Raw genomic sequence first — 24,423 nt, forward strand, 5'->3', positions numbered from 1 at the left:
ACCGGATGCCGCGGCTCTCGTTGTGCGAGCCCGCGACGACTACTCGGCGACGGTCGGCACGCGGTAGCGCAGGTGCGTCGCCCGTGCTCCCTGAACTGCGGAGATCGGCTCGAGCTCCACCCGATGCGGAGCCGCGTCGGGGAAGAGCCGGTCGCCGCCGCCGAGCAGCACCGGAACGATGTGGAGACGCGCCTCGTCGACGAGTCCGAGGGCGAGGGCCTGCCTCGCGACATCCGCACCGCCGATGACGCAGACGGATGCCGCGCTCGCAGCCGCGCCGGCACGGGCGATCGCTTCGCCCACTCCACCGGTGACGAACTCGTAGCGCGAACCGCCTCGAGAGTACGGCTCGTGGGGTCGACTGGTGACGACGAAGCACGGGCGTCCCTGGAACACGGGCTCGTCGCCCCAGACGGCCTCCCGGACGTCGAGCGTGCGTCGGCCGAGCACGAAGGCGCCGGTCGACTCGTAGAGGTGCGCGACGGCGTCGCGATCGACCTCTTCAGCCGAGTCGTCGATCAGGCCGTCGCGGTCGTCATCGCCGGGCGAACCGGCGAACACCGAGTCGCGCATCCACGAGTGCACCCGCTCCCCCTCGAGCCCGAACGGATGCTCGAGACTCACGCCCACCGCCGCGGTGAATCCGTCGACGGTCATCGTCATCTCGAGGAAGACGTGGGACACGGGGATCAGCCCTTGACGGGCACGTGTCGCTCGTCGACGCCGTTGTAGACCGACAGCGGGCGGATGAGGGCGTTGGACGCCGCCTGCTCCATGATGTGGGCCGTCCAGCCCGTGATGCGGCTCGCGACGAACAGCGGCGTGAAGGTCAGGGTGTCGAAGCCCATGAGGTGGTAGGCCGGGCCGGCCGGGTAGTCGAGGTTCGGCTTGATGCCCTTGCGCTCGCCCATCGCCTGCTCGAGGGCGACGTACAGCTCGAGCAGGTCGGGCCGCTCGTAGTACTCGACCATGCGCTCCATGGCATCGCGCATCGTCGGCACGCGGGAGTCGCCGTTCTTGTAGACCCGGTGGCCGAAGCCCATGATCTTGCGCTTCTCGGCGAGTGCGGTGTCGAGCCAGGCGACCGCGCGCTCGGCGCCGCCGGGGCCTGCCCCGATCTCCTCGAAGGTGTGCATGACGGCCTCGTTGGCGCCGCCGTGCAGCGCGCCCTTGAGTGCGCCGATCGCACCGGTGACCGCGGAGTAGAGGTCGGCGAGCGTCGAGGTGATGACGCGGGCGGTGAACGTCGAGGCGTTGAACGAGTGCTCGGCGTAGAGGATCATCGACACGTCGAAGGCGCTCACGACGGGCAGCTCGGGAAGCTCGCCGAACGTCTGCCAGAGGAAGTTCGCCGAGAAGCCGAGGTCGCCGCGCGGCTCGACGAACTCGAGTTCGTGCCGGCGCCGCTGGTCGTACGAGACGATCGACGGCAGCTTCGCGAGCAGGCGGATCGACTTGTCGAGGTTGGCCTCGACGCTGTCGTCGGGGGTCGCGGGGTCGCTCGCGCCGATCACCGAGACCGCGGTGCGCACGACGTCCATGGGGTGGGCGGTGAGCGGCAGCTCGTCGATGATGCGCTTCACCTCGTGGTCGAGGCCGCGGAGCGAGCGCTCGCGCTCCTCGAACTCGGCCAGCTGCGCGTCATCCGGCAGCTCGCCGTTCCACAGCAGGTAGGCGACCTCCTCGAACGTCGACGACGCCGCGAGTTCCTGCACCGGGTAGCCGCGGTAGAGCAGGGAGTTCGACTCGGGGTTCACCTTCGAGATCGCGGTGTAGTCGACCGGGACGCCGGCCAGGCCCTTGTAGATCTCGGGCGGTACTGCGATCTCGTGCTCAGCCAATGTGTGCTCCCTTGCGTTGGCGTGGTCTCGATACGGCGCTGGCGCGCCTACTCGACCGGCGTCTTGCTGACCGTGAAGTTGAAGATACTCGTATCGAAGCGGTTGTAGCCCTCATAGTCGATGAGTTCGTAGAGATCGGCGCGGTGCTGCATCTCGTCGAGCTTGCCGACGAGCGAGCCCGTCGCCTCGATCTCGTCGAGGCCGCGCACGGCGGAACCCATCGCGAGGCGCAGCAGCGACACCGGCCAGATGACGATGTTCATGCCGACGTCGGCGAGCTGGCGCACCGTGAAGAGCTCGCTCTTGCCGAACTCGGTCATGTTGGCGAGCAGCGGCACATCGACCGCGGCGCGGACCGCCTCGAACTCGGCGAGCGACCGCATCGCCTCGGGGAAGATGGCATCGGCGCCGGCATCGACGAGCGCCTTCGCGCGATCGACCGCGGCGGCGAGCCCGTCGACCGCGGCGATGTCGGTTCGCGCCATGACGAGGAAGTTCGGGTCTCGGCGGGCATCGACGGCGGCGCGGATGCGCTGCAGCGCCGTCGCCTCGTCGACGACCTGCTTGCCGTCGAGGTGGCCGCAGCGCTTGGGATTCACCTGGTCCTCGATATGGAGGCCCGCGAGGCCGGCGTCCTCCATCTCCTGCACGGTGCGGGCGACGTTCATCGGCTCGCCGAAGCCGGTGTCGGCGTCGATGATCGCCGGCAGCTCGGTCATCCGGGTGATCTGCTTGCCGCGGCCCGCGACCTCGGTGAGGGTCGTGAGGCCGATGTCGGGCAGGCCGAGGTCGGCCGAGAGCACGGCGCCCGAGATGTAGACGCCCTCGAAGCCCTTCTGCTCGATGAGCCTCGCCGAGAGCGGGTTGAACGCCCCGGGGAACCGCATGATCTCACCGGTCGCGAGTCGCTCGCGGAAGAGCCGGCGCTTCTCGGACGGGGTGGTCGTCGCGTACAGCATCAGAACAGTCCCTCGGGCACCTCGACGCCGACGAGCGCGCCGGGGGCGACGTTGAACGTGAGGCCGCCGAGCTCATCGGGGCCGAGCTCGGGCAGTCGCTGCGCGACGTCGAGGAAGCGCTCGATCTCTTCGGGCGTCAGCGCCCACTCGGCGAGCGTGCGGAACTTCTGCACGTACTGCTCGCGCGCGAACGGCCGGGCGCCGAGCGGGTGCGCGTCGGCCACGGCGATCTCGTCGACGATCTCGCCGCCGTCGGCGAGCTTGATGACGACTCGACCGCCGAACGCCTTCTCGGCGATGTCGTTCGAGTGGTAGCGGCGCGTCCACTCCTCGTCTTCGACCGTGGTGACCTTGTTCCACAGCTCGATGGTGTCGGCGCGGTGGGCGCGCTCGGGCGAGTACGACTCGGCGTGGTTCCACGTGCCGTCCTGCAGGGCGACGGTGAAGATGTACGGGATCGAGTGGTCGAGCGTCTCGCGCGAGGCATCGGGGTCGTACTTCTGGGGGTCGTTCGCGCCCGAGCCGATGACGTAGTGCGTGTGGTGCGAGGTGTGCAGGACGATCGACTCGATGCGCGACGGGTCGTCGAGGATCAGGGGGTACTCGTCGTGGAGCTTGCGGGCGAGGTCGATCCACGCCTGCGCCTGGTACTCGGCCGAGTGCTCCTTCGTGTACGAGTCGAGGATGGCGCGCTTGGCCTCTCCCACCTCGGGCAGCGGCACCTCGTACGAGGCATCCGGCCCGTCGAGGAGCCAGGCGACGACGCCGTCTTCGCCCTCGTAGATCGGCACGGGACTCGTCTGGCCGCGCATCGCGCGGTCGACCGCTTCGACGGCCATCTTGCCGGCGAACGCGGGGGCGTGCGCCTTCCACGTCGAGATCTCGCCCTTGCGCGACTGCCGCGTGGCGGTGGTCGTGTGCAGTGCCTGGCCGATCGCCTGGAAGATCGTCTCCTGGTCGAGGCCGAGCAGGGTGCCGATGCCGGCTGCGGCCGACGGACCGAGGTGGGCCACATGGTCGATCTTGTGCTTGTGCAGCGAGATCGCCTTCACGAGGTCGATCTGGATCTCGTAGCCCGTCGCGATGCCGCGCACGATGTCGCGCCCCGTGAGGCCGCGGTTCGCCGCGAGGTGCTGGGCGACGGCGACGATCGGCGGGATGTTGTCGCCGGGGTGCGAGTACTCCGCGGCGAGGAAGGTGTCGTGGAAGTCGAGTTCGCGCACAGCCACTCCGTTGGCCCACGCCGCCCACTCGGGCGACGTGCGGCGCGCGGCATCCGCACCGAAGACGGTGGCGCCGTCGCCGCCGATCGAGACGGGGTGGGCGAGCGCCTGGCTGCGGGCCGAGACGACGGGGCCGCGGGCGATCGAGGCGGCCGCGACGGCCGCGTTGTCGATGACGCGGTTCACCACCATGTCGACGACGTCGTCGTCGAGCTCGACCGGGTCGGTCGCGACGCTCGCGAGCTTCCAGGCGAGCTGGCCCTCACGTGCGAGGTTCTCGTCGCTGCGGTGCGTGCGAAGGTGGTGGAGGTGCATGTTGACGGCCCTTTCAGAACTGTTCCAACGGTCAGGCTACGCGGTGCCCATCGGACTGACGAGACTCGATGGATGCGAGTGCGTGACGAAGGCTCATGTGCAGGTGCACATGGCTGGCATGGGCGGCGAGCGAGGCGTCGCCGGCGATGATCGCCTCGACGATCAAGAGGTGCTCGGATGCCGCGGCGCGGAGCCGATCGGGATTGTGTCGGGCCAGTCGCCGCACCCGGACCGAGTGCAGGCGAGCACTGCGGAGCGCCGCGACGAGCATGGGGTTGGCTGTGGCGGCGTCGATCGCCGCGTCGAGCGCGTCGACGGTGTCGTAGTAGGTGCGCAGGCCGTCGTCGCCGCTGTCGAGCAGCCGCGGTGCTGCCGCGAGCCGTTCGTGGAGCTCGGTGAATCGCGCAGGGTCGCGCCGGGTCGCGGCGAGCCGCGCGGCCTGCTCCTCGAGCGCCTCGCGCAGCTCGTACAGCGCGGTGATGCTCGCGGGCGAGAGCTCGCTCACCTGCAGCACTCGTGCGGAGGCCGCGGTGGCGAGACCATCGGCCTCGAGTCGGGCGAGGGCTTCGCGCACCGGCGTGCGAGAGACGCCGAGCCGGGTCGCCTGCTCGACCTCGGCGAGCGCGGTGCCCGGTGCGAGCACGCCGTCGAGGATCTCCTCGCGGAGCTCCCGATATGCGCGCTCGCTGGCTCTCATGCTCACCCTCCCCCACTTATGTATACGCTGCGGCAGAGGATCGCGCAAATGGTCATCCAGCTTGCGCTTGATGTATACAAACGCTAGGCGGGCGGCCAGACCGGTTCGAAGCGCGCATCGTCGAGCACCCTCGTCGCGAGACCGGGCTCGACCTCGGCGAGCGTCGACGGGTTCCAGCGGGGGGTGCGGTCCTTGTCGATGACCTGGGCGCGGATGCCCTCGCGCAGGTCGTGCTGTTCGATGAACCACGAGACGAGCCGGAACTCCTGCTCGAGGGCGTCTTCGAGGCTGCGCAGCGTGCGGGCGCGGCGCACCGACTCGAGCGTCACGGTGAGCGCGGTCGGCGAGAGGGTCTCGAGCTCGTCGGCGGCGGCGGCCGCGTAGGCGGTCGCGCCGGGGTCGAGCGGATGCTGCGGGAAGGAGCTCGACGAGGCGCCCCCGGTGGTCGCCGTCGCCCGTCCCTCGGCGAAGGCGCGCAGTCGCTCGATGATCTCAGCGACCGTGGGCGCCGAATAGCAGGCGTCGACCCAGTCGCGGGCGAGCGCGAGCGCGGACGGGCCGGGCGTCTCGTCGAAGAGCATGACGATCTCGGCCGGGCTGCCGGGGTCGGCTCGCTCGGCGAGCGCCTGGATGACGTGCGGCAGCCGCTCGGAGGGCACGAACGAGTCGGCGAAGCCGGCGTGCATCGCGTCGGCGGCATCCATCGTGCGCGAGTTCAGCGCGAGGTGCACGCCGAGCTCACCCGGAGCTTTCGCGAGCAACCAGCTGCCACCGACATCCGGAGTGAAGCCGATGCGGGTCTCGGGCATCGCGACGCGCGAGCGCTCGGTCACGATGCGGATCGAGGCGTGGCCGGCGAGGCCGATGCCGCCGCCCATCGTGATGCCGTCCATCAGCGCGACGACGGGCTTCGGGTAGCGCGCGATCATCGCGTCGAGCCGGTACTCCGCGCGGAAGAACGCCCGGGCTTCGGCGTGGTCGTCGTTCGAGGCGTACGTGTAGAGCTCGCGGATGTCCCCGCCGGCGCAGAAGCCGCGCTCCCCCGCGCCGTCGAGCACGACGACGCCGACTTCGGAGTCGGTGCGCCAGAGCTCGAAGATCGCGGCGAGCTCGCGGATCATCTCGTAGCTGAGGGCATTCAGCGCCTGCGGACGGTCGAGCGTGACGTGGCCGACACCGTCGGCGACGCTCGCAGAGATGTGGTCGCTCACGAGTGCCACCGTAGCCGCATCTCCTGTGGACAGGCGGGCCGCACACGGGCGCCCGCTCGGTACGCTGCCGCGATGATGCATCCGTTCGAGATCGTCGCTGAGCCTGTTCGGCGCAGGATCATCGAGGTGCTCGCGGTCGGCGAGCACCCGGTCGGGATCCTGAACGACGTGATCGCGATGGAGTTCTCGATCTCCCGATCCGCCGTCTCGCACCACTTGCGCATCTTGCGAGACGAGGGCGTCGTGAGCGTCGCGCCCGACCAGGGCTTGCCGCAGTCGCGACTCTACGTCGTGAACGGCGAGTACCTCGAACGCCTCGATGGTGCCGTCGGAGAGCTTTTCACCCTGTGGGAGCAGCGCTACGGCACGGGCGTTCGTCGCGCGCCGCAGTTCCCTGCGCACCCTGCGTCGCCGACGCGTCAACCGCACATGCACCGCGCGGGTCGCCGGGGGCAACGCGGCCGCCGCGATGGCCGGCGGAGCGAGCCGCCCGAGTCGGACCACCTCTCGACTGACTGACTGGGGGTCCCTCGGGCTCCAAAGGCTCGACGGGCTCACTTGCTGCCTGCCGACTCGTCGCGCCGACCCTGGCGTCGACCGACTCTTGACCGGATCGGTATGCCAGTTCCCCCTCATCGATGAGGGGGAACTGGCATATCCGAAATGGAAAAGGTTGGGCTGCGGGGTCGCCCGAGCGCGTACCGAAGGGGGAGATCCGAAGAACGCCGGAAGGAGCCGCCGACCGCACTCAGGCCGACCGGCCGTACTGCAACCTCACCGCTCCCGGCGGCCACGCGGCATCCGCCCGTATGATCTCGGGGTGGCCCTCGCCAAGATCCTCCTCTACTACGTCTTCACCCCGCTCGCCGACCCCGTCGCCGTGCGCCTGTGGCAGCGCGACCTCGCCGCGTCGCTGGGGCTCCGCGGGCGCATCCTGATCTCCGAGCACGGGCTGAACGGCACGCTCGGCGGCGAGATGAAGGCGCTGAAGCGCTATGTGCGCAAGACCCGCGAGTACCCCGCGTTCAAGCACATCGACTTCAAGTGGAGCGAGGGCACCGGCCTCGACGAGCACGGCGCGAGCACCGACTTCCCGAAGCTGAGCGTGAAGGTGCGCGATGAGATCGTCTCGTTCGGCGCACCCGGCGAGCTCTCCGTCGACGAGCAGGGCGTCGTCGGCGGCGGCACGAAGCTGACCCCCGAGGCGCTGCACGAGCTCATGGCCGAGCGCGGCGACGACGTCGTCTTCTTCGACGGGCGCAACGCCCTCGAGGCCGCGATCGGCCGCTTCGCCGGCGCCGTCGTGCCCGACGTCGAGACGACGCGCGACTTCGTCGAAGAACTCGACTCCGGGAAGTACGACGAGCTGAAGGGCAAGCCCGTCGTCACCTACTGCACCGGCGGCATCCGCTGCGAGGTGCTCTCGAGCCTCATGACGAGCCGCGGCTTCGGCGAGGTCTACCAACTCAAGGGCGGCATCGTGCGCTACGGCGAGCGATTCGGCGACGACGGCCTCTGGCGGGGTTCGCTCTACGTCTTCGACCAACGCGGCTCGATCGACTTCAGCGACCACGCGGCCGTCATCGGAACCTGCGCGCGCTGCGGCTCCGCGACCAATCGCACCGCCAACTGCACGGATGCCTCGTGCGACGCGGAGTTCGTGCTGTGCGCGTCGTGCGACACCGCGACCTGCGAGCTGCACGCCGCGGCGTCGACGCCGGTCGAATAGCGGCGACCGCTACCCGACCGACCCGGTCGCCCAGGCCGGCGGCACGAACTTCGCTTCGCCGAACATCGGGTACTCGACGAGCGCGCACTGGTCGGCGAGCTGGGCCCACGGCCGGTTGAGGCCGAAGGTGCCGTACTCGCGCACCTGCGTCACCCGGTCGAGGTCGAGCACGGCGAACAGCACCTCCTCGCCGCCCGAGGCGTGCTGCATGATCGTGCCTTCGGGGTCGACGATCACGCTCTCGCCGACGCCCGACGGCGCCGCGCCGTTCAGATTCACGACGAACACCTGATTCGCGAACGCGTTCGAGCGTGCCATGACGACCTCCATCTCGCGGTCGCGGGTCGTGGTGAGCGTCGGCTGGATGATGACCTCGGCACCGAGCCACGCGAGTTGGCGCGCGACCTCGGGAAAGCTGCCGTCGTAGCAGATCGCGAGGCCGACCCGCCCGACGCCGGGGATCTCGAACGTCGTGAAATCGCGTCCCGGCTGAAGTTCTTCGTAGGGCCGCCACGGGAAGAGCTTCCGGTAACGCGCGGCGATCTCGCCCTGCGGGGTGATCGCGACGGCGGTGTTGTAGAGCACGTCGCCGTCGCGCTCGACGAGCGAGCCCGGCACGAGCCACACGCCGAGCTCGCGGGCGAGCGCCCCGAGCCGGTCGGTCAGCGGGCCGGGGATCGTCGTCGCCGCGCGCTCGTCGAAGTCGGGGTCGTCGACGAGCATCGGCGCCGGCGCCGCGAGCAGCAGTTCGGGCACCACGACGAGGTCGACGTGGGGGCAGAGGGCGACGACCTTTCGCACCTGCGCCTCGAACTGCGCCCAGGTGGTGTCGATGTCGCGAGCGACCGCGGCGGTCTGGATGGCGGCGATGGACAGGGTGCGCACGTCAGCGCTCCTCTCGATGGTGGGGTTCGGCGGTCGCCGTGGCGGGCAGCGGGACATCCGCGGGGTCGGCGATGGTGAAGTCGTGGTCGCGAACCGTGCCGACCGGAATCGTCCGCCGCCCGAAGAACTCGGGGAAGGCCGGCCGCAGTGCCAGCGTGACGACGACGCCGACCACGAGTGCGCCGACACCGATCCAGAACACGGTGCCGACGCCGAGGATCGCCTCGCCGACGTACTCCGGGCTCGCCATGTCGATCGCGCTCACGACGAACGCGACGACCATGAGGAGCGCGCCGAGGGCCGGCAGGATGCCGGCGACCACGAGCTGGCGCGGATCGCGGCGGAACTCGGGTGCGAAGTACACGACCGCGGCGATCGCGGTCGCGGCGTAGTACGCGGCGACGAGCAGGCCGATCGCGAGGATCGCGAGGCCGATGAAGTCGGTCGAGAGCAGCGTGAGCAGCACGATCGTGGCGGCGCTGATGCCCGCCCACCACCACGTGGCGGCATTCGGCGTGCGGCGCACCGGGTGCACGCGCGTGATGGCGGCGGGCAGCGCGCGGTACGTCGCCATGCTGAGCCAGCCGCGAGGGGTGCTGACGGCGACGGTGAAGAGCGCAGCGAGTGCCGAGAGGCCGATCGCGAGGGTGATGACGCGCCCGAAGACGTCGCCGGTGGCGAGCGGTCCGAGCACCGAGAGCACGTCGTCGATCGCGGCATCCGAGGTGATGAGCTCGACGCCGCCGAAGCCGAGCGCCGCGACCGAGGCGGCGCAGTAGAGCACGAGCAGGATGACGGTCGAGATCACGACGGCGCGGCCGGGCGTGCGCGAGCGTTCGGTCGTCTCCTCGTTGACCGAGATGAGCGCGTCCCAGCCCCAGTAGATGAACAGGCAGAGGATGACGCCCGCCACGAGGCCGCTCGGGTCGTCGACGGCGAACGGGTTGAACCACGAGAGGCTCACCGGCTCGCCGGTCGAGGGCGCCGTGCCGGCCGCCATCGCGCTGAACGCGCCGAAGCAGAAGCCGCCGATCGCGACGATCTGCAGGGCGATGAGCGCGTACTGCACCCACGCCGCGAGCTGGATTCCCCGCACGGCGATCAGCGCGCTGATCCCGATGAGCGCGACGGCGAGGGAGACCGTCGCGACCGGGTTCTCGGCGACCGCCTCGAGCCCGAAGGTCGCGAGCAGGTACACCGTCGCGACCTGGGCGAGCGCGGCCGTCGCGATGAAGGTCGCGATCTGCGGCACCCAGCCTCCGAAGAACCAGCCGGCGACCGGACCGAGCGCCCGCGAGATCCATACGAAGACACCGCCGCAGTCGGGCATGGCTCGATTGAGGTCGCGGAAGGCGAACGCCGTGAACAGGATCGGCACAAAGCCGAGCAGGAACGCGGCCGGGGTGTGCACGCCGACGGCGCGGACGACGTAGCCGAGGGTGACCGCGAGGCTGTACGCCGGGGCGACCGCGGCAAGGCCGAGCGCGACGATCCGGCCGAGGCCGATCGCGTCGGGTTTGAGGCCCTTGTCGGGGGCTTCGGCGACGACGGGCGGTACCGCGTCGACAGGGGTGTGGCTCATCGAGTCTCCTTCGACCGAGAGGTAAGTTGAATGGCATTCAAACAACTGCGGGCAGCCTTTGTCAAGGTTTTCGGAACGACATTCAGATTTCGGGCGCGGATGTCTCGCCCGACGCGTCGCGCTGCGGCAGAATGAACGGATGCCCCGCCCCAACCGCCGCGCCGAACGCCGCCTCGCGATCCTCGAGGCCGCCAGGGGCGTCGCCGTGCGCGAGGGCGCCGAGGGCACCACGCTGCGTGCCATCGCGACGGCGGCCGGCATGGAGCCGTCGGCGGTGCTCTACTACTTCGACGGGCTCGGCGAGCTCGTGCGCGAACTCGTCTACGCCGCGAGCGACCGGTTCATCGACACGATCCACGAGGCGGTCGAGGCGGCGTCGGGCCCCGCCGCACGACTCGACGCGGCGATCGAGGCCGGCTCGACCGGCGGGCTCGCGGGCGACGAGTCCCGCATCCTCTACGAGTTCTGGTCGCTCGGGCTGCGCGACGACTCGCTCAACGACGCCGACCATGCCCTCGACCGGCGACAGGTCGCGATCTACCGCGAGATCCTCGACGACGGCGTCGCGAACGGAGTGTTCCGGCCGCGCCTCGCGATCGACGACGTCGCCTGGGCTCTCGTCGCCCTCGAAGACGGGCTCGTGATGGACATCCTCGCGGGCACGAAGACCCGCGACGAGGTCACGGCGCTCATCCGCTCGGTCGCCGAGGCGATGCTCGACGTCACCCTGCGGGGCTGACGGGCGAGGCGGCCGCGGGCGGCTCGGCGCCGGCGATGACGGCCACGGCCCTGGCGAGTTCGTCGCCGCTCGGCAGGCTGTCGGGGGCGAGCAGCCACAGGATGCCGAGGCTCTGCACGAGCGCGAAGTCGAGCTTCGCGACCGCGTCGACCTGTTCGTCGGAGAGTTCGGGCCGCGCTGCGCGGAGCTGCTCGGCGATGCCCAGGTAGCCCTCCCCCGCTGCCTCGGCGAGATGCCGGCTCGCCTCGGGGTCGCGCAGCACCCGCACGGTGTTGTCGAGGCTCGCGAGCAGCGGCTCGCGATTCGCGGCGAACACCTCGGGCATGCGGTTCCAGAGCGCGGCGAAGCCGTCGAGCAGCGGCAGGGCGGCGGTCTCGCCGACGACGGCCTCCATGCTGTCGCCGATGCCGTCGCCGAGCGACTCCATGAGCGCCTCGGTGATCAACTGCTCCTTGGAGCCGAAGTGATAGCCGATCGCGGCGAGGCTCACACCGGCGGCCGTCGCGATGTCGCGAGCGGTCGCCTTGGCGACTCCGCGCTCGACGATCACCCGGCGCGCACCGGCCAGCAGGTCTTCACGATTGCCCATGCGTCGATCGTAGCGAACGATTCAGACATTCGTACTAGACATCTGTCTCAATCGTTGTTAGACATACGTATGAGACAAACGTATGAATCGAAGAGAGGCACGGCGATGACCACCACCGACACCACCCCGCACATCCTGATCTCCGGCGGCGGCATCGCCGGGCACGCGCTCGCGCTGCAGCTCGTGCGCAGCGGCATCCGCACCACCGTCGTCGAGCGTGCCGACGCTCCCCGAGCCGGCGGCCAGGCCGTCGACCTGCGCGGAGCCAGCCGCGTGGTCGCCGAGCGCATGGGCCTCATGCCCGGCATCGAGGCCCGGCTGCTGCACGAACGCGGTCTCTCCTACGTCGACGGCAGCGGCCGGGTGTTCGGCCGCATGTCCATGGAGGACTTCGACGGCAAGGGCGCGGTCGCCGAGATCGAGATCGCCCGCGGCGACCTCGACGAGGTGCTGCGCGAGGCGCTCGCGGCGGCGAGCGCGGAAGCGCCGGGCCTCCTCGACCTTCGCTACGGTGACCGCATCGCGGCCATCGCGCAGGATGCCGACGGCGTCGACGTCGCCTTCGAGCGCGCGGCCGGCGAGCGATTCGACCTCGTCGTGGGCGCCGACGGCGTGCACTCGGCGACCCGCCGCCTCGCGTTCGGACCGGAAGAGGACTTCTCGACGTACCTCGGCGGCTACATGGCGTTCTTCACGCTTCCGACGCCCTCCGACGTCGAGCCGGGCTGGTTCTCGATGCGGTTCGTGCCGGGGGCGACCTTCGGCATCCGGCCCGACTTCGACCCCGCGACCTCGAAGGCGATCATCACGCTGCGCGTCGACCGCGACCCCGCGCTGCGCGGCGACCGGGCCGCACAGGAGGCGCTCGTCCGCAGGTCTCTCGAAGACGCCGGATGGCACGCGCCCACGGTGATCGACGCCATGCGCGAGGCATCCGACTTCTACTTCGACGAGCTCGCGCGCATCGACGTTCCCCAAGCGGCGAACGGCCGGGTCGTGCTCATCGGCGATGCAGGGGCGTGCGGCTCGCCCATGTCGGGCATGGGCACGGCGACCGCGCTCATCGGTGCGTACCTGCTCGGCGCTCGCATCGCCGAGACCCCCGGCGACCCGGCGGCCTCGGCACGGCGGTACTCGGCCGACATCGTGCCGTTCGCCGAGGCCGGCAAGCAGCTCATGGGCGGCGGAATCCAGCGCATGGTGCCGGCGAACCGGTTCGAGGCACTGATGTCGCGGGCGATGACGAAGGTGATGCTCTCACGGCTCGCCCGCCCCATCGTGAAGAAGATGTTCGCCGCGAACCAGGAGGAGCTGCCGCTCCCCGTCACGGCGCCCGCCCCGGTGCGCGCTACGCCGGTCGAGTAGCGACGAACGATCGCCGGTCGAGTAGCGACGAAGGAGCGTATCGAGGCCAGTCGAGTGGTCTCGATACGCTTCGCTACTCGACCGGCAGGTAGGTAGGGCGACGCCGTCAGGCCGGGCGGAAGCCCGTCGTCTCGGGCGGCGGCGCGTGCCGGATCATGAGGTGGCGCGTGACCGAGTAGTCGAGCATCGGCTCGATCGACATGTCCTTGCCGAAGCCCGATCCCTTCACGCCGCCGTGCGGCGCCTCCGACGCGATCGGCAGGTGGTCGTTGACCCACGTCACGCCGACGTCGAGCGACTGGCTGACGCGCAGGGCGCGCGAGACATCCGAGGTCCACACCGACGAGGCGAGCCCGTAGGCGCTGTCGTTCGCGAGGGCGATGCCCTCGGCCTCGCCGTCGAACGGGAGCACGACGAGCACGGGGCCGAAGACCTCGCCCTGCACGATCTCCGACGACTGCGCGGCGCCGACGAGCAGGGTCGGCGCGAAGTACGAGCCGATGCGGTCGATCGCGTGACCGCCGGCGAGTGCCTCGGCGCCCTCGGCGACGGCCCGTGAGACGAAGCCCGACACACGCTCGAGGTGGCTCTTCGAGATGAGCGGGCCGATGTGCGTGTCGCCGTCCATCGGGTCGCCGGCCACGATGCCCGAGATGGCGGAGCGCAGCGCGGCGACGCCGTCGTCGTAGACCGAGCGCTCGAGGTAGACCCGGGTCGCCGCGGTGCAGTCCTGCCCCGTGTTGTAGGTCGCGCCGAGGGCGACGGCGTGCGCCATGGCGCCGAGGTCGGCGTCCTTGAACACGATGACCGGCGCCTTGCCGCCGAGTTCGAGGTGCACGCGCTTGACGCCCTCGACGGCGCCGCGCATGACGGCCTTGCCGGTCTGGGTCGAGCCGGTCACGCTCACCATGTCGACCTCGCGATGCGTGACGAGCGCCTGGCCCACCTCGGCGTCGCCGGTGACGACGTTGAAGAGGCCGGCGGGAAGGCCCGCCTGCAGGGCGAGCTCGGCGAAGCGAAGGGTCGTGCGCGGTGTGGCCGGAGCGGGCTTCACGATCACGGCGTTGCCCGCGGCGAGCGCGGGCCCCGCCTTCCAGATCGCCATGATGAGCGGGAAGTTCCACGGCGTGATGCCGGCGACGACGCCGACCGGGCGGCGCGTCATGATCGAGGTGTACCCGTTCGAGAGGGTGCCCGCGCCGGTGCCGTCGAGCGAGCGGGCGGCGCCCGCGAAGAAGCGCAGGTTGTCGATGCCGAATGGCAGCTCGCCGTCGAAGGCGGTCGTCCACGGCTTGCCCGAGTCCTCGACCTCGAGCTTCGCCAGGTTCTCAGCATCGGCCTCGAGCGCGTCGGCCAGGCGAAGCAGGGCGAGCGAGCGCTCCCCCGGCGTCTTCGCGGCCCACTCGGGCTGCGCCGCGCGAGCTGCGGCCGCGGCCTCGTCGACGTCGGAGACGCCCGAAGCGGTGAACGACGCGACCTCCTGCTCGGTCGCGGGGTTCGTGATGACGGTGTCGCCGCCCGATCCGCTGCGGTACTCGCCGATGAAGGTGCCGGTGGTCATGGTGTTCCTTTCGGGCCGCGACGGATGCCGCGTGCCGGTGCTGCTCGGACGTCGCCGTTCATGGCGTGCTGCTCAGGAGTTGAAGCCGAGGCCGAAGCGGTCGAGGGTGCGGAGCCAGAGGTTGCGCCGTCCCTCGTGCGCGTCGGCGGCGAGGATCGAGTGCCGGGTGAACTGGATGATGGGGTTGCGGAACGGCTCGGGCGGGATCGGGAACGGGCGGCGCCGCACGATGTCGTAGCGCAGCCGCGACGTCGCCTCGCCCGAGAGCAGGTCGAGCGCGACATCCGCTGAGAACCGAGACGCGCCCACGCCGAGGCCGGTGTGCCCGACCGCGTAGGCGACTCGGCCGCCGCGCGCGGTGCCATAGGCCGCGGTGAACCGGGTGGTCGAGTCGATCGGGCCGGCCCAGCGGTGCGTGAACCGCAGGCCGCCGAGCTGCGGGAACGTCTCGAAGAAATGCCGGGCGAGCAGCTCGTGCGAGCTGTCGCGCTGCTCGAGGCTCGCGTCGACCTTGCCGCCGCGGTAGTACACGGCGTCCCATCCGCCGAAGAGGATGCGCCCGTCGGCGGTGGGCCGGTAGTAGTGGAACTGGTTGCCCGCGTCGGTGAGGCCCTGCCCCTCACTCCAGCCGATCGACGCCTGCTGGGCGGCGGTCAGCGGCTCGGTCATCAGCACGTGGTCGTAGAGCGGCATGATGTACGAGCCGAGGCGCTTGAGCGGCGCCGGGTAGGCGGCCGTCGCGATCACCGCGTGACGGGCGTCGACGTGGCCGAGCGCGGTGCGCACGCGCACGCCCGGCCCGTTGGTCTCGATGCCGGTGGCGGCGGATGCCTCGAAGATCCGCGCCCCGCGACGCCGGAGCTCGGCGGCCATCCCCCACGCGAGTCGCGCCGGGTCGATGAGCACCGTGCCCGTGCGGTCGCGGAGGCCGCCGAGGTAGCTCGGCGAGTGCACGTCGGCCTGCACCTCGTCGCGCGACTGCAGCTCGAGCTCGACGCCGTGCCGGGCACCGAGCTCCTGCGCCTCGCGGAGGCCGGCGAGCTGCCATTCCTCGACGGCGAGGGTCGTCTTGCCCGAGCGGCGCAGGTCGCAGTCGATGCCCGCGGCCTCGATCGTCGCGACGAGGTCTGCGAGATTGCGGTCGCCCTCCTCGGCGAGCGCGCCGACCTGGTCGGGCCAGATCGCGGTGCCGTGCGTGAGGCCGTGGGTCAGCGAACTCGCGACGAAGCCGCCGTTGCGCCCGGTCGCGCCGTGGGCGACGCGGTCGGCCTCGAGCACGACGACGGATGCTCCGGGGTCGCGCTCGAGCGCCCGCCACGCCGTCCACAACCCGGTGAAGCCGGCACCGATGACGACGAGATCGGCCTCGGCGCGGTCGGCGAGCGGCGCGCCAGGGCCGGGCGCGTCGGCCCGGTCCATCCAGTACGGCTTCGGCGCGGCGCCTGCGAGAGCGGATGCCGCGGCATCCGTCGCCTGTTGCTGCGTGCTCACACGTGCTCCGACACCGCGACGCGCTCGATCACGTCGGCAGCGTTCGCGAGACCGCGGCGCGAGCGGATGTCGGCGCCGACGGCGGCGATGCGCTCGCGGAGCGCCGTGTCGTCGAGCAGGGCCTGCACGGCGCCCGTGAGTTCCTCGGGCGTGAAGCGGTACGGGTCGAGGCGCAGGCCGAAGCCGCGCTCGTGCACGCGCTGCGCGTTGTCGTACTGGTCCCAGAAGAGCGGCAGCACGATCATGGGCTTGCCGAAGTGCAGCGCCTCGGTCGTCGTGTTGTTGCCGCCGTGGGTGATGACGAGGTCGGCGAGCGGGAGCAGCTTCGTCTGCGGCAGGAACTCGGCGCCCCACATGTTGTCGGCGAGTTCGAACTCGTCGTGGAGCGGCCCCTTCGAGACGATGACGTTCACGGGGGCGTCGGCGAGCGCGGCGATGACCCGGCGCATGAGCCCGACGTCGGCCGAACCGAGCGAGCCGAGGCTGAAGTAGACGAGTGGGCGCGAGCCGTCGGTGAAGGAGGCGGGCAGCTCGGGCAGCTCGGTCTCGGTCTCGCGCACCGAGGAGTCGACGCGGTGCCAGCTCTCGGGCAGCGGCCGTTCGGCGTCGTAGTCGAGCGCCTCGGGGAAGACGTAGACGTTGGCGTCGCCGTTGTGGATGAACTCGAGGTCGGGCAGGGGCGCCGCGCCCTGCTCCTGCACCCAGGCGTCGAAGGACTGCCAGAGCGCGCGGTGCGTGCGGTCGTACTCGGCGCGGAACTCGGACCAGCCGGCGCGGTCGTCATCGGCGAGCCCAGAGAAGGCCGGCGCGATGCCCTCGCCCGGCACCTCGAGCGGATTGCACGAGACGATGCGCACGAAGGGGCGGCCGGCGGTCTCGAGGGCCGGGAAGGTCAGCACGTTGTCCTCGATGATGACGTCGGGCTGCACGCGGTCGATGATCGCCTTCAGCTGCGGTTCGCAGAACTTCGCGCCGTCGACGAGCGCCTCCCAGATGGGCAGCACCACGGTCTCGAGCTGCTCGGCGGTCGTCTTCCGGAACTCGGGGGAGATCTCCTTGATGTAGTCCTTCCAGAACTGCCCGGCGTCCTGCTCCACCTCCTCCTCGGGGGCGGGTGCCAGGTCGACGAGGTCCTCCTCGAAGCCGAGGGCGACGAGCTTGCCCTCCCACGAGCGCTCAGCGGCGAACACGACCCGGTGTCCGCGGCGGAGCAGCTCGTCGCCGATGCCGATGCAATTGTTCGTCGGGCCGTACGCGCTCTCGGGCATGAACAGGAACGTGCGGCGCTCTTCCGTCATCGGTGACTCCTTCGGCAATTCCTTGCATATGGATAGAGAGAATTCTTCCGGGCTGTGCCCATGTGTTTTCAAGTCAGTTCGGCCTAATATTGACCATCGATGCAGACAATCTGTCTGATCTGGAGGGAGCACGATGGCCAGGCCGAAACGCCAGGAGGAGCGACGGAGCCAGTTGGTGGCTGCGGCGCAGCGCGCCATCGCAGCGCACGGCCCCGACGGGGCGCGCCTCAACCGGGTCGCCGAGGAGGCCGGCCTCACCTCGGGCGCCGTGCTCTACTACTACCCCGACATCGACGAGCTCATGTTCGAGGCGAACCGCGCCGGCATGGAGCGCTTCTACGAGGAGCGCGTGCGCATGCTCGAGGCCCTCGACGACGACCCGGTCGAGCGACTGCTCGCCCTCGCGAAGTCCGGCCTGCCGAGCGGAGCCGGCGACACCGAGGTGCGCCTGCTCTGCGAGCTCGGCGGCTCGGCCGGCCGCAACCCGCTCATGGCCTCGCTCCTCACGACGCTCTACGACCGCCAGGTCGGCATGTACCAGGTCGTGCTCGAGCAGGGCGCGGCCCGCGGCCACTTCACCCTCTCGCAGCCCTCGCTCGTGATCGCCCGCAACCTCGTCGCGCTCGAAGACGCCTACGGCTACCGCATCATCGCCCAGCACCCGACGATCGACCACCACGCTGCCCTCGAGCTCATCGTGTCGTACGCCAGGCTCGCCACGGGTCACGCGCTGACCTCCTCCTGAGGCGCCGGCGCCTCGGGAGCGACAGGCGGCACCTGAGCGGATGCCTCGGCGCCCGCACCGGCCTCGCGGGCGACCGCCGTCGCCCGGCCGAAGCGCACCCCGACACGTGCGCCCCGCTCGAGCCGGGTCGCCCCGTGCACCGTCGCGAGGAGTGGATCGGCATGGCCGGGCATCTCGATCGAGATCGTCGTCGCGCCGCCGAGGAAGTACGTGTCGACCACGGTGCCCGAGAGGGCGGCAGCCGCGGCATCCGCTGTCAGCTCGACGTCTTCCGGCCGCACGACCGCCGTCGCGGGCGAGCCCGCCGCGAGCGCGTGCGAAGCGATGACCGCGCCGAACCCGGGCACCTCGACGGCGCCTGCGGTCACCGTGCCGTCGAGCAGGTTCGCCGTGCCGATGAAGGAGGCGACGAAGCGCGAGGCCGGGTGCGCGTAGAGCTCCTGCGGCGAGGCGAGCTGCTCGAGGCGCCCGTCGCGGAGCACCGCGATGCGATCGGCCATCGACATCGCCTCCTCCTGGTCGTGCGTGACGACGACGAAGGTGAGGCCGACCTCGTGCTGCAGCCGCTTCAGCTCGAGCTGCATCGACGCGCGCACCTGGCGGTCGAGCGCCGAGAGCGGCTCGTCGAGCAGCAGCAGCTTCGGCCGCTTCACGATCGCGCGGGCGAGTGCGACGCGCTGGCGCTGGCCGCCCGACAGCTGCGTGGGCCGGCGCTTGGCGAGCGGGCCGAGCCCGACGACGTCCATCACGTCGGCGACGCGCGAGCGCACCTCGGCGGCGCCGATGCCATCGGCCTCGAGGCCGTAGGCGACGTTCTTCTCCACGCTCATGTGCGGGAACAGCGCGTAGCTCTGGAACATCATGTTGACCGGCCGCTTGTGCGCGGGCAGGCGCAGCAGGTCTTCGCCCTCGACCTCGATACGGCCCTCGGCCGGGGTCTCGAACCCGGCGATCGAGCGCAGCAGCGTCGTCTTGCCGCAGCCGGACGGGCCGAGCAGGGCGAAGAACTCGTTGTGGGCGATGTCGAGCGAGACGCCGTGCAGGGCGACGGTGTCGCCGTACACGGCGCGAACGCCGTCGACGCGGAGCAGGGGGGCGGAGCTCATCGTGTGGTTCCTGTCAGTCGGGTCAGTCGTTGCGCCGCGATCACCGTCACGACGCTCACGAGGAGGAGGATGGAGGCGAGGGCGTTGACCTCGGGGGTCACGCCGAACCGCACCATCGAGTAGATGACGATCGGCAGGGTGGGCTGCGTCGGCGCGGTCGTGAAGAACGCGATCACGAACTCGTCGATCGAGAGCGTGAACGCGAGCAGCGCGCCCGCGACGATGCCGGGTGCGAGCTGCGGCAGCGTCACCCGCATGAAGGTGCGCACCGCCCCGGCGCCGAGGTCGCGCGAGGCCTCCTCGAGGCTCGGGTCGAGGTTCGCCATGCGGGCGAGCACGATCGCCGTCACGAAGGCCGTCGCGAAGACGCCGTGCGCGAGGATCACCGAGTGCAGCCCGAGCGTCACGCTCGCGAGCGAGAACAGCGTGAGCAGCCCGATGCCGAGCAGCAGGTCGGGCAGGATCGCCGGGGCGATGGCGAACGCCCTGATGAGCCCGCCGCGCGTGTAGTGCTGGATGCCGTAGGCGAGCAGCGTGCCGAGCACCGTCGCGATCGCGGTGGCGCCGGTCGCGACGATGAGGGTGTTGCCGAGGCCCTGCATGATCTTCTCGTCGGCGAAGAGCTCGGGGTACCAGCGCAGCGAGAAGCCCTTCCAGACGAAGAGGTTCTCGGACGCGTTGAAGCTCATGATCACGACGATGAGGATCGGCAGGTACAGGAACACGTAGCCGAGCCAGAGGGGCACGAGGATGCCGCGGGGCTTGCGCACGGCCCTCGGCCGGGCCTCGGGCTCGAGCTCGCGCATCGCCGTGGTCGTCGGCGCAGTCGTGTCAACCACGGCGCGGTCCTTCCGTGAGGCGGCGCGACACCGCGGTCTGCACGACGATGACGATGACGAGCAGGATCGTGAGGAGGAGCGCGAGCGTCGCGCCGAACGGCCAGTCGCGGGCCTCGAAGAACTGGTCGCGCACGAGGTTGCCGACCATGATCGTCTTGCCGCCGCCGATGAGCTCGGGGATCACGAAGTTCGACATCGCGGGCACGAACACGAAGATGCAGCCGGTCAGCGCGCCCGGGATCGAGAGCGGCAGGGTGATCGTGCGGAACGCGCGCCAGGGCGTCGCGCCGAGGTTCGTCGCCGCCTCGCGGAGCGAGGGGTCGAGCTGCTGCAGCGAGGCGTAGAGCGGCAGCACCATGAGCGGCAGGTACATGTAGAGCAGTCCCACGACGATCGCCTGCGGGGTGTAGAGCATGCTGATCGGGGCATCCGTGATGCCGAGGCCCTGCAGCCACTGGTTGACCCACCCGGCGTTGTTCAGGAGCAGGATCCAGGCGTAGGTGCGGATCAGGAAGTTCGTCCAGAACGGGAGCACGACGGCGATGAGCGCGACCGTGCGCCACTTCGGCGAGAGCCCTGCGATCGCGTACGCCATCGGGTAGCCGATGAGGAGGGCGAGGAGCGTCACGATGCCCGCCAGCACGATCGACTGCAGGATGACCCCGACGTAGAGCGGTTCGAGGAGCTTCACCCAGTTGTCGAGGGTGAACTCGAACACGATGCCGCCGAATCGCCCGCGCTTGAAGAAGGTGTAGAAGGCGAGGAGGCCCACGGGCAGCGCCATGAACAGGATCAGGTAGATCATGCCGGGCGCGAGGAAGGGAACGGGCGCGAGCCCCCGCCGCACGGTGCGTGCGGCGGGGGCGGCCGGGTGGTTCGTCGTGGTCACGGTGCTAGTTCGTGGCGAGCACTTCGGCGTTCAGGTCGACGTACTTCAACGTGTCCTCGCCGAGGTCGACGATCGCCTCCTGCTCCATGAGCTCGTCGACGGTGATGCCGAGGGTCGGGTACGACTCGATGAGGGCCGGGTCGAGCGCCTCCATGGCCGCCTTGTTGGGAACCTTGTAGAGGATGTTCTCGGCGACCCACGTCTGCACCTCGGGGTCGAGGATGTAGTTCAGGAAGGCCATCGCGGCCTCCTTGTTCTTCGACGACTCGAGCACGGTCATGGTGTCGACCCAGAGGTCGGAGCCCTCTTCGGGCACGACGAACTTGATCGACGGGTCTTCGGCGATGCCGTAGTTGCACCAGCCGTCCCACGCCTGCACCATCGCGGCCTCGCCCGAGACGAGCTTCGAGTAGAACGTCGTGTCGTCGTAGGCGAGGAGCGTGGACTTGGTCTCGAGCAGCTGCTCCTTGGCCGCGGCGAGTTCGTCGTCGTCGGTCGTGTTGATCGAGGTACCGGCGGCCTTGAGGGCGGGTTCGGCGAGCCAGCGGTCGGTCGAGAGCATCGTGGTCTTGCCGACGAGCTCGGGCTTCGGGTTCAGCAGGTCGTTCCACGAGGTGGGGTCGTAGCCTGTCAGGTCGGGCCGGTAGCAGAGGCCCGTGGTGCCCCAGGCGTACGGCTCGGAGTAGACGTTGCCCGGGTCGTACGCGAGCTCGAGCGCCTCGGGGTAGAGGTGCTCCTCGTTCGGGATGAGCGACTTGTCGAGCTCGGCCAGCAGGCCCTGCTCACCGAGCGCCTGGGCGTACTGCCCCGAGACGAAGGCGACGTCGATGCCCGAGTCCGCGCTCGCGGTGAGCTTGGCGACGATGTCCTCGTTCGTCGTGTGGTTCACGATCGTGGTCTTCACGCCCGTCGCGGCCTCGAACTGCTCGGCGAGGTCTTCCGGCGAGTAGTCGGCCCAGATCGAGACGGTGAGCGTCTGCTCGCTGAGGTCGGCGTTCGGGTCGAGCGTCTCCGCGGCTTCACCGCCGCCGGAGGAGCAGGATGAGACGGCGAAGGCGAGGGCGATCGTGCCGGCCGCGGCCGCCACGATACGTCGCGTCGTGGTCATGTGGTACCTCCAGAGACAGGCGGGAAAGGTTGAGCGATTGTTGCACCAAGGATCAAGAAACCGCAATGGTTCTGGGACAGGGCTGGAATGACGGATGCCGAATAGTTACAATCCGAATTCAATGAACTCGATACTTCAGGGTGAACGCATCGTCGTCGGCGACCATGCGCTCCTCGTCGACGCCGACGGCCGGGTGCTCGCCGGCGAGGCGCGACCGGCAGCGGGCGACGGCATCGCGCGTGCCGTCGCGCGCCTCGTGGACGACACTGTCGAGGCGGATGCCCCCGAGCGGGCCATCACCGTCGACCAGACGAACACCTCGGTGATCGTCGGCGAACGGCTCATCGTGAAGCTCGTCGGCAGGTGGAGCGCCGCCGACCGCGCCTCGGCACTGCTCGAGCGCCTCGCGGCCGCCGGTTCCGACGACGTCGACCGCTTCGTGGGGCGCGTCGAGTGGCGGCATCCCTCGCTCGGCACCTCGACGCTCGCGGTCGTGACCGAGTACCTGCCCGGCGCGGTCGACGGGTGGACCTGGGCCGTCGACGACGTCGTCGCGGCACTCGAAGGCGGACCGGAGCCGGCGTGGCCCGCGATCCTCGGCGAGCGCGTCGCGCGCATCCACGGTGTGCTCGGCGAGGAGGCCGTGCACTCCGAAGCCGAGGCCCCGGCGGCCAGGGCCGATCGCGCGTCGACGGCGCTCCGATCGGCGCTGCGGCTCGCGAGCGGCGAGGCCGGGGCGCGCCTCCGCAATCGCCACGAGTCGCTCGCCCGCGACATCCGCTCGCTCGGATCGACCGCCCCGGGCGTCGAGTTCCCGATCCACGGCGACCTGCACGTCGGGCAGGTGCTGCGCTCCCCCGGCACCGGAGACGGCACCGACGCGCCCCGGTACACCGTGATCGACTTCGACGGCGACCCGCAGCTCGCCGTCGACGAGCGAGAGGCTCCGGATGCCGCGGCGCGCGACATCGCGCACATGCTCGTCTCGTTCGACCTCGTCGCGGCCGTCGCCCAGAAGCGGATGCAGCGGGCCGACGCGCGTGCCTTCGCGTGGTCCGATCGGGCGCGACGCGACTTCCTCGACGCCTATCGTGCGCACGTACCGAACGGCGAGCTGCTCGACGAGGCGCTGCTGCCGGGCTTCGAAGCCGAGCAGCTCGTGGCCGAGCTGCGCTACGCCGACCGCTTCCTGCCCGTCTGGGTGTACGCGCCCGACGCCGCGATCACGTACCGTCATCCGTCGACGAACGAACACCCGGAGGAACCGTGGACACCACCGCCTTTCGAGCCGACCTCGAGCTGATCCCCGAGACCCTCGACGCCCTCGCCGACGCGCTCGACGCCGAGCTGCCCGGCGCCTCTCGCCTGCCCGTGCTCGGCGCCTCGCGGGTGCTCGTGCTCGGCATGGGCTCGAGCCGCTATGCCGCCGACGTCGTCGCGCGGCGCTTCCGTGCGATCGGCGCGAACGTCGTCGTGGAGCTCGCGAGCGCCGAGCTGCTCCCGCCCTCGGCGCCAGACCTCGCCGTCGTGGCCGTCTCGGCGACCGGCGGCAGCGCCGAGGTGCTGCGGGCGGTCGAGCGCTATCGCGGCACCGGTCGGCTCGTCGCGGTGACGAACCGGCCCGACTCGGCGCTCGGGCGCATCGCCGACATCATCGTGCCCCTCCTCGCGGGCGTCGAGGCGTCGGGCGTGGCGTGCCGCACGTTCCGCGCGACCTTCCCGGTGCTCGACGCGGTGCTCGAGGGCCTGCTCGGCACGGCGCCGGCCGAGCGGTTCGACGCGGCATCCGTGCGCGCCGCGGCATCCGCGACCCGCTCGCTGTTCGAGACGCAGGCCGAGTGGCTGCCCCCGCTCGCCGATCTGCTCGCCGCACCCATGGGCACGTGGGCGCTCGCCCCCGCCGAGCGCGCCTCGAGCGCGCAGCAGGCCGCGCTCATGCTGCGCGAGGTGCCGCGGCGCGCCGCCTACGCCTCGGAGACGGGCGACTGGTCGCACGTCGACGTGTACCTCACGAAGACGCAGGACTACCGGGCGCTCGTGTTCGCCGGGTCTGCCTGGGACGCCCAGGCGCTCGACTGGATGGCGCAGCGCGGCTCGCGGTTCGCCGCGGTCGGCCGCGAGCTGCCGGGTGCCGAGCTCACGATCCGCTTCCCCGGCGACGAGCGCGACGAGGTCGCCGCACTCACTGAGGTGCTCGTCGGCGAACTCGTCGCCGACCGGTGGCTGCGGGCGTGAACCGGCCGGCCTGCAC

At 70.6% G+C, this 24,423-nt stretch carries 23 protein-coding genes; 7 read left to right on the forward strand and 16 right to left on the reverse strand.

The genetic code is table 11. The features are described 5' to 3' along the window. Positions 1–39: 39 nt before the first annotated feature. The 6 genes from ESP57_RS09650 to ESP57_RS09675 all read right to left on the reverse strand — a co-directional run bounded on the left by ESP57_RS09650 (position 40) and on the right by ESP57_RS09675 (position 6,246). Positions 40–684, reverse strand: a complete 645-nt coding sequence (locus tag ESP57_RS09650) for a dihydrofolate reductase family protein (RefSeq protein ID WP_056006518.1) — start codon at positions 682–684, stop codon at positions 40–42. Positions 685–689: 5 nt separating this feature from the next. Continuing rightward, positions 690–1,841 carry a bifunctional 2-methylcitrate synthase/citrate synthase gene (locus ESP57_RS09655; protein ID WP_243648473.1) on the reverse strand — a complete coding sequence of 384 codons (1,152 nt, stop codon included), beginning with the start codon at positions 1,839–1,841 and terminating at the stop codon, positions 690–692. A 47-nt stretch (positions 1,842–1,888) separates the two neighbouring features. Beyond that, positions 1,889–2,800 (reverse strand): methylisocitrate lyase, encoded by a 912-nt coding sequence (gene prpB, locus ESP57_RS09660; RefSeq protein WP_129231364.1) that lies wholly within the window; start codon positions 2,798–2,800, stop codon positions 1,889–1,891. Beyond that, the gene (locus ESP57_RS09665) at positions 2,800–4,338 is read right to left on the reverse strand and encodes an MmgE/PrpD family protein (protein WP_129231365.1); all 1,539 of its coding nucleotides are present in this window, start codon (positions 4,336–4,338) and stop codon (positions 2,800–2,802) included. Before ESP57_RS09665 ends, prpB begins: the two co-directional genes overlap by 1 nt. A gap of 31 nt (positions 4,339–4,369) precedes the next feature. After that, complete coding sequence (locus ESP57_RS09670; protein ID WP_129231366.1) at positions 4,370–5,035, reverse strand: GntR family transcriptional regulator; 666 nt, start codon at positions 5,033–5,035, stop codon at positions 4,370–4,372. 83 nt (positions 5,036–5,118) lie between these two features. Continuing rightward, entirely contained in the window at positions 5,119–6,246 is a 1,128-nt protein-coding gene (locus tag ESP57_RS09675) for an enoyl-CoA hydratase/isomerase family protein (protein WP_129231367.1), read from the reverse strand. A gap of 72 nt (positions 6,247–6,318) precedes the next feature. Between ESP57_RS09675 and ESP57_RS09680 the strand changes: the two genes are divergently transcribed. Together ESP57_RS09680 and trhO are read left to right on the forward strand one after the other, a co-directional pair. Further along, positions 6,319–6,765 (forward strand): ArsR/SmtB family transcription factor, encoded by a 447-nt coding sequence (locus ESP57_RS09680; RefSeq protein ID WP_129231368.1) that lies wholly within the window; start codon positions 6,319–6,321, stop codon positions 6,763–6,765. Between the two features lie 301 nt (positions 6,766–7,066). After that, positions 7,067–7,975, forward strand: a complete 909-nt coding sequence (trhO, locus tag ESP57_RS09685) for an oxygen-dependent tRNA uridine(34) hydroxylase TrhO (RefSeq protein ID WP_129231369.1) — start codon at positions 7,067–7,069, stop codon at positions 7,973–7,975. Positions 7,976–7,984: 9 nt separating this feature from the next. On the opposite strand, the gene ESP57_RS09690 is transcribed toward trhO, so the two are convergent. After that, complete coding sequence (locus ESP57_RS09690) at positions 7,985–8,860, reverse strand: carbon-nitrogen hydrolase family protein (protein WP_129231370.1); 876 nt, start codon at positions 8,858–8,860, stop codon at positions 7,985–7,987. 1 nt (position 8,861) lies between these two features. Further along, positions 8,862–10,442: an APC family permease gene (locus ESP57_RS09695; RefSeq protein ID WP_129231371.1), complete on the reverse strand. Its 1,581-nt coding sequence runs from the start codon at positions 10,440–10,442 to the stop codon at positions 8,862–8,864. A 139-nt stretch (positions 10,443–10,581) separates the two neighbouring features. Between ESP57_RS09695 and ESP57_RS09700 the strand changes: the two genes are divergently transcribed. Then, on the forward strand, positions 10,582–11,181 hold the full coding sequence (locus tag ESP57_RS09700) for a TetR/AcrR family transcriptional regulator (protein WP_129231372.1): 600 nt from the start codon (positions 10,582–10,584) through the stop codon (positions 11,179–11,181). On the opposite strand, the gene ESP57_RS09705 is transcribed toward ESP57_RS09700, so the two are convergent. After that, complete coding sequence (locus ESP57_RS09705) at positions 11,165–11,770, reverse strand: TetR/AcrR family transcriptional regulator (RefSeq protein ID WP_129231373.1); 606 nt, start codon at positions 11,768–11,770, stop codon at positions 11,165–11,167. The two genes, ESP57_RS09700 and ESP57_RS09705, sit on opposite strands and share 17 nt — an antisense overlap. 105 nt (positions 11,771–11,875) lie before the next feature. On the opposite strand from ESP57_RS09705, the gene ESP57_RS09710 reads away from it, so the two are divergent. Further along, positions 11,876–13,135: an FAD-dependent monooxygenase gene (locus ESP57_RS09710; protein ID WP_129231374.1), complete on the forward strand. Its 1,260-nt coding sequence runs from the start codon at positions 11,876–11,878 to the stop codon at positions 13,133–13,135. 106 nt (positions 13,136–13,241) lie between these two features. Here the strand turns inward: ESP57_RS09710 and ESP57_RS09715 are convergent, their stop codons facing one another. The 3 genes from ESP57_RS09715 to ESP57_RS09725 form a co-directional block, all read right to left on the reverse strand. Continuing rightward, positions 13,242–14,696, reverse strand: coding sequence for an aminobutyraldehyde dehydrogenase (locus ESP57_RS09715; protein WP_129231375.1), 1,455 nt, complete (start codon positions 14,694–14,696; stop codon positions 13,242–13,244). Positions 14,697–14,768: 72 nt separating this feature from the next. Continuing rightward, a complete protein-coding gene (locus ESP57_RS09720) occupies positions 14,769–16,187 on the reverse strand; it encodes an NAD(P)/FAD-dependent oxidoreductase (RefSeq protein WP_243648474.1) in 1,419 nt (472 codons plus the stop codon). After that, positions 16,184–17,485: a nucleotide disphospho-sugar-binding domain-containing protein gene (locus tag ESP57_RS09725; protein ID WP_129231376.1), complete on the reverse strand. Its 1,302-nt coding sequence runs from the start codon at positions 17,483–17,485 to the stop codon at positions 16,184–16,186. The genes ESP57_RS09720 and ESP57_RS09725 overlap by 4 nt, the downstream gene beginning before the upstream one ends. A 133-nt stretch (positions 17,486–17,618) precedes the next feature. Between ESP57_RS09725 and ESP57_RS09730 the strand changes: the two genes are divergently transcribed. After that, positions 17,619–18,230 (forward strand): TetR/AcrR family transcriptional regulator, encoded by a 612-nt coding sequence (locus tag ESP57_RS09730; protein ID WP_129231377.1) that lies wholly within the window; start codon positions 17,619–17,621, stop codon positions 18,228–18,230. Here the strand turns inward: ESP57_RS09730 and ESP57_RS09735 are convergent. Genes ESP57_RS09735 through ESP57_RS09750 form a run of 4 tightly spaced genes read right to left on the reverse strand, consistent with a single transcriptional unit; the run spans position 18,209 to position 22,172 of the window. Then, the gene (locus tag ESP57_RS09735) at positions 18,209–19,336 is read right to left on the reverse strand and encodes an ABC transporter ATP-binding protein (protein ID WP_129231378.1); all 1,128 of its coding nucleotides are present in this window, start codon (positions 19,334–19,336) and stop codon (positions 18,209–18,211) included. The two genes, ESP57_RS09730 and ESP57_RS09735, sit on opposite strands and share 22 nt — an antisense overlap. Then, positions 19,333–20,175, reverse strand: a complete 843-nt coding sequence (locus ESP57_RS09740; RefSeq protein WP_199470630.1) for an ABC transporter permease — start codon at positions 20,173–20,175, stop codon at positions 19,333–19,335. The genes ESP57_RS09735 and ESP57_RS09740 overlap by 4 nt, the downstream gene beginning before the upstream one ends. Beyond that, positions 20,168–21,064: an ABC transporter permease gene (locus tag ESP57_RS09745; RefSeq protein WP_207904522.1), complete on the reverse strand. Its 897-nt coding sequence runs from the start codon at positions 21,062–21,064 to the stop codon at positions 20,168–20,170. Before ESP57_RS09745 ends, ESP57_RS09740 begins: the two co-directional genes overlap by 8 nt. 4 nt (positions 21,065–21,068) lie before the next feature. Further along, the gene (locus tag ESP57_RS09750) at positions 21,069–22,172 is read right to left on the reverse strand and encodes a polyamine ABC transporter substrate-binding protein (protein WP_129231379.1); all 1,104 of its coding nucleotides are present in this window, start codon (positions 22,170–22,172) and stop codon (positions 21,069–21,071) included. Between the two features lie 121 nt (positions 22,173–22,293). On the opposite strand from ESP57_RS09750, the gene ESP57_RS09755 reads away from it, so the two are divergent. Beyond that, positions 22,294–23,475, forward strand: a complete 1,182-nt coding sequence (locus ESP57_RS09755) for a hypothetical protein (RefSeq protein ID WP_129231380.1) — start codon at positions 22,294–22,296, stop codon at positions 23,473–23,475. Further along, entirely contained in the window at positions 23,439–24,407 is a 969-nt protein-coding gene (locus ESP57_RS09760) for an SIS domain-containing protein (protein ID WP_129231381.1), read from the forward strand. The genes ESP57_RS09755 and ESP57_RS09760 overlap by 37 nt, the downstream gene beginning before the upstream one ends. Positions 24,408–24,423: the final 16 nt, after the last annotated feature.

Origin of the sequence: Agromyces fucosus, assembly GCF_004134865.1 — a bacterium.
Taxonomy (GTDB): domain Bacteria; phylum Actinomycetota; class Actinomycetes; order Actinomycetales; family Microbacteriaceae; genus Agromyces; species Agromyces fucosus.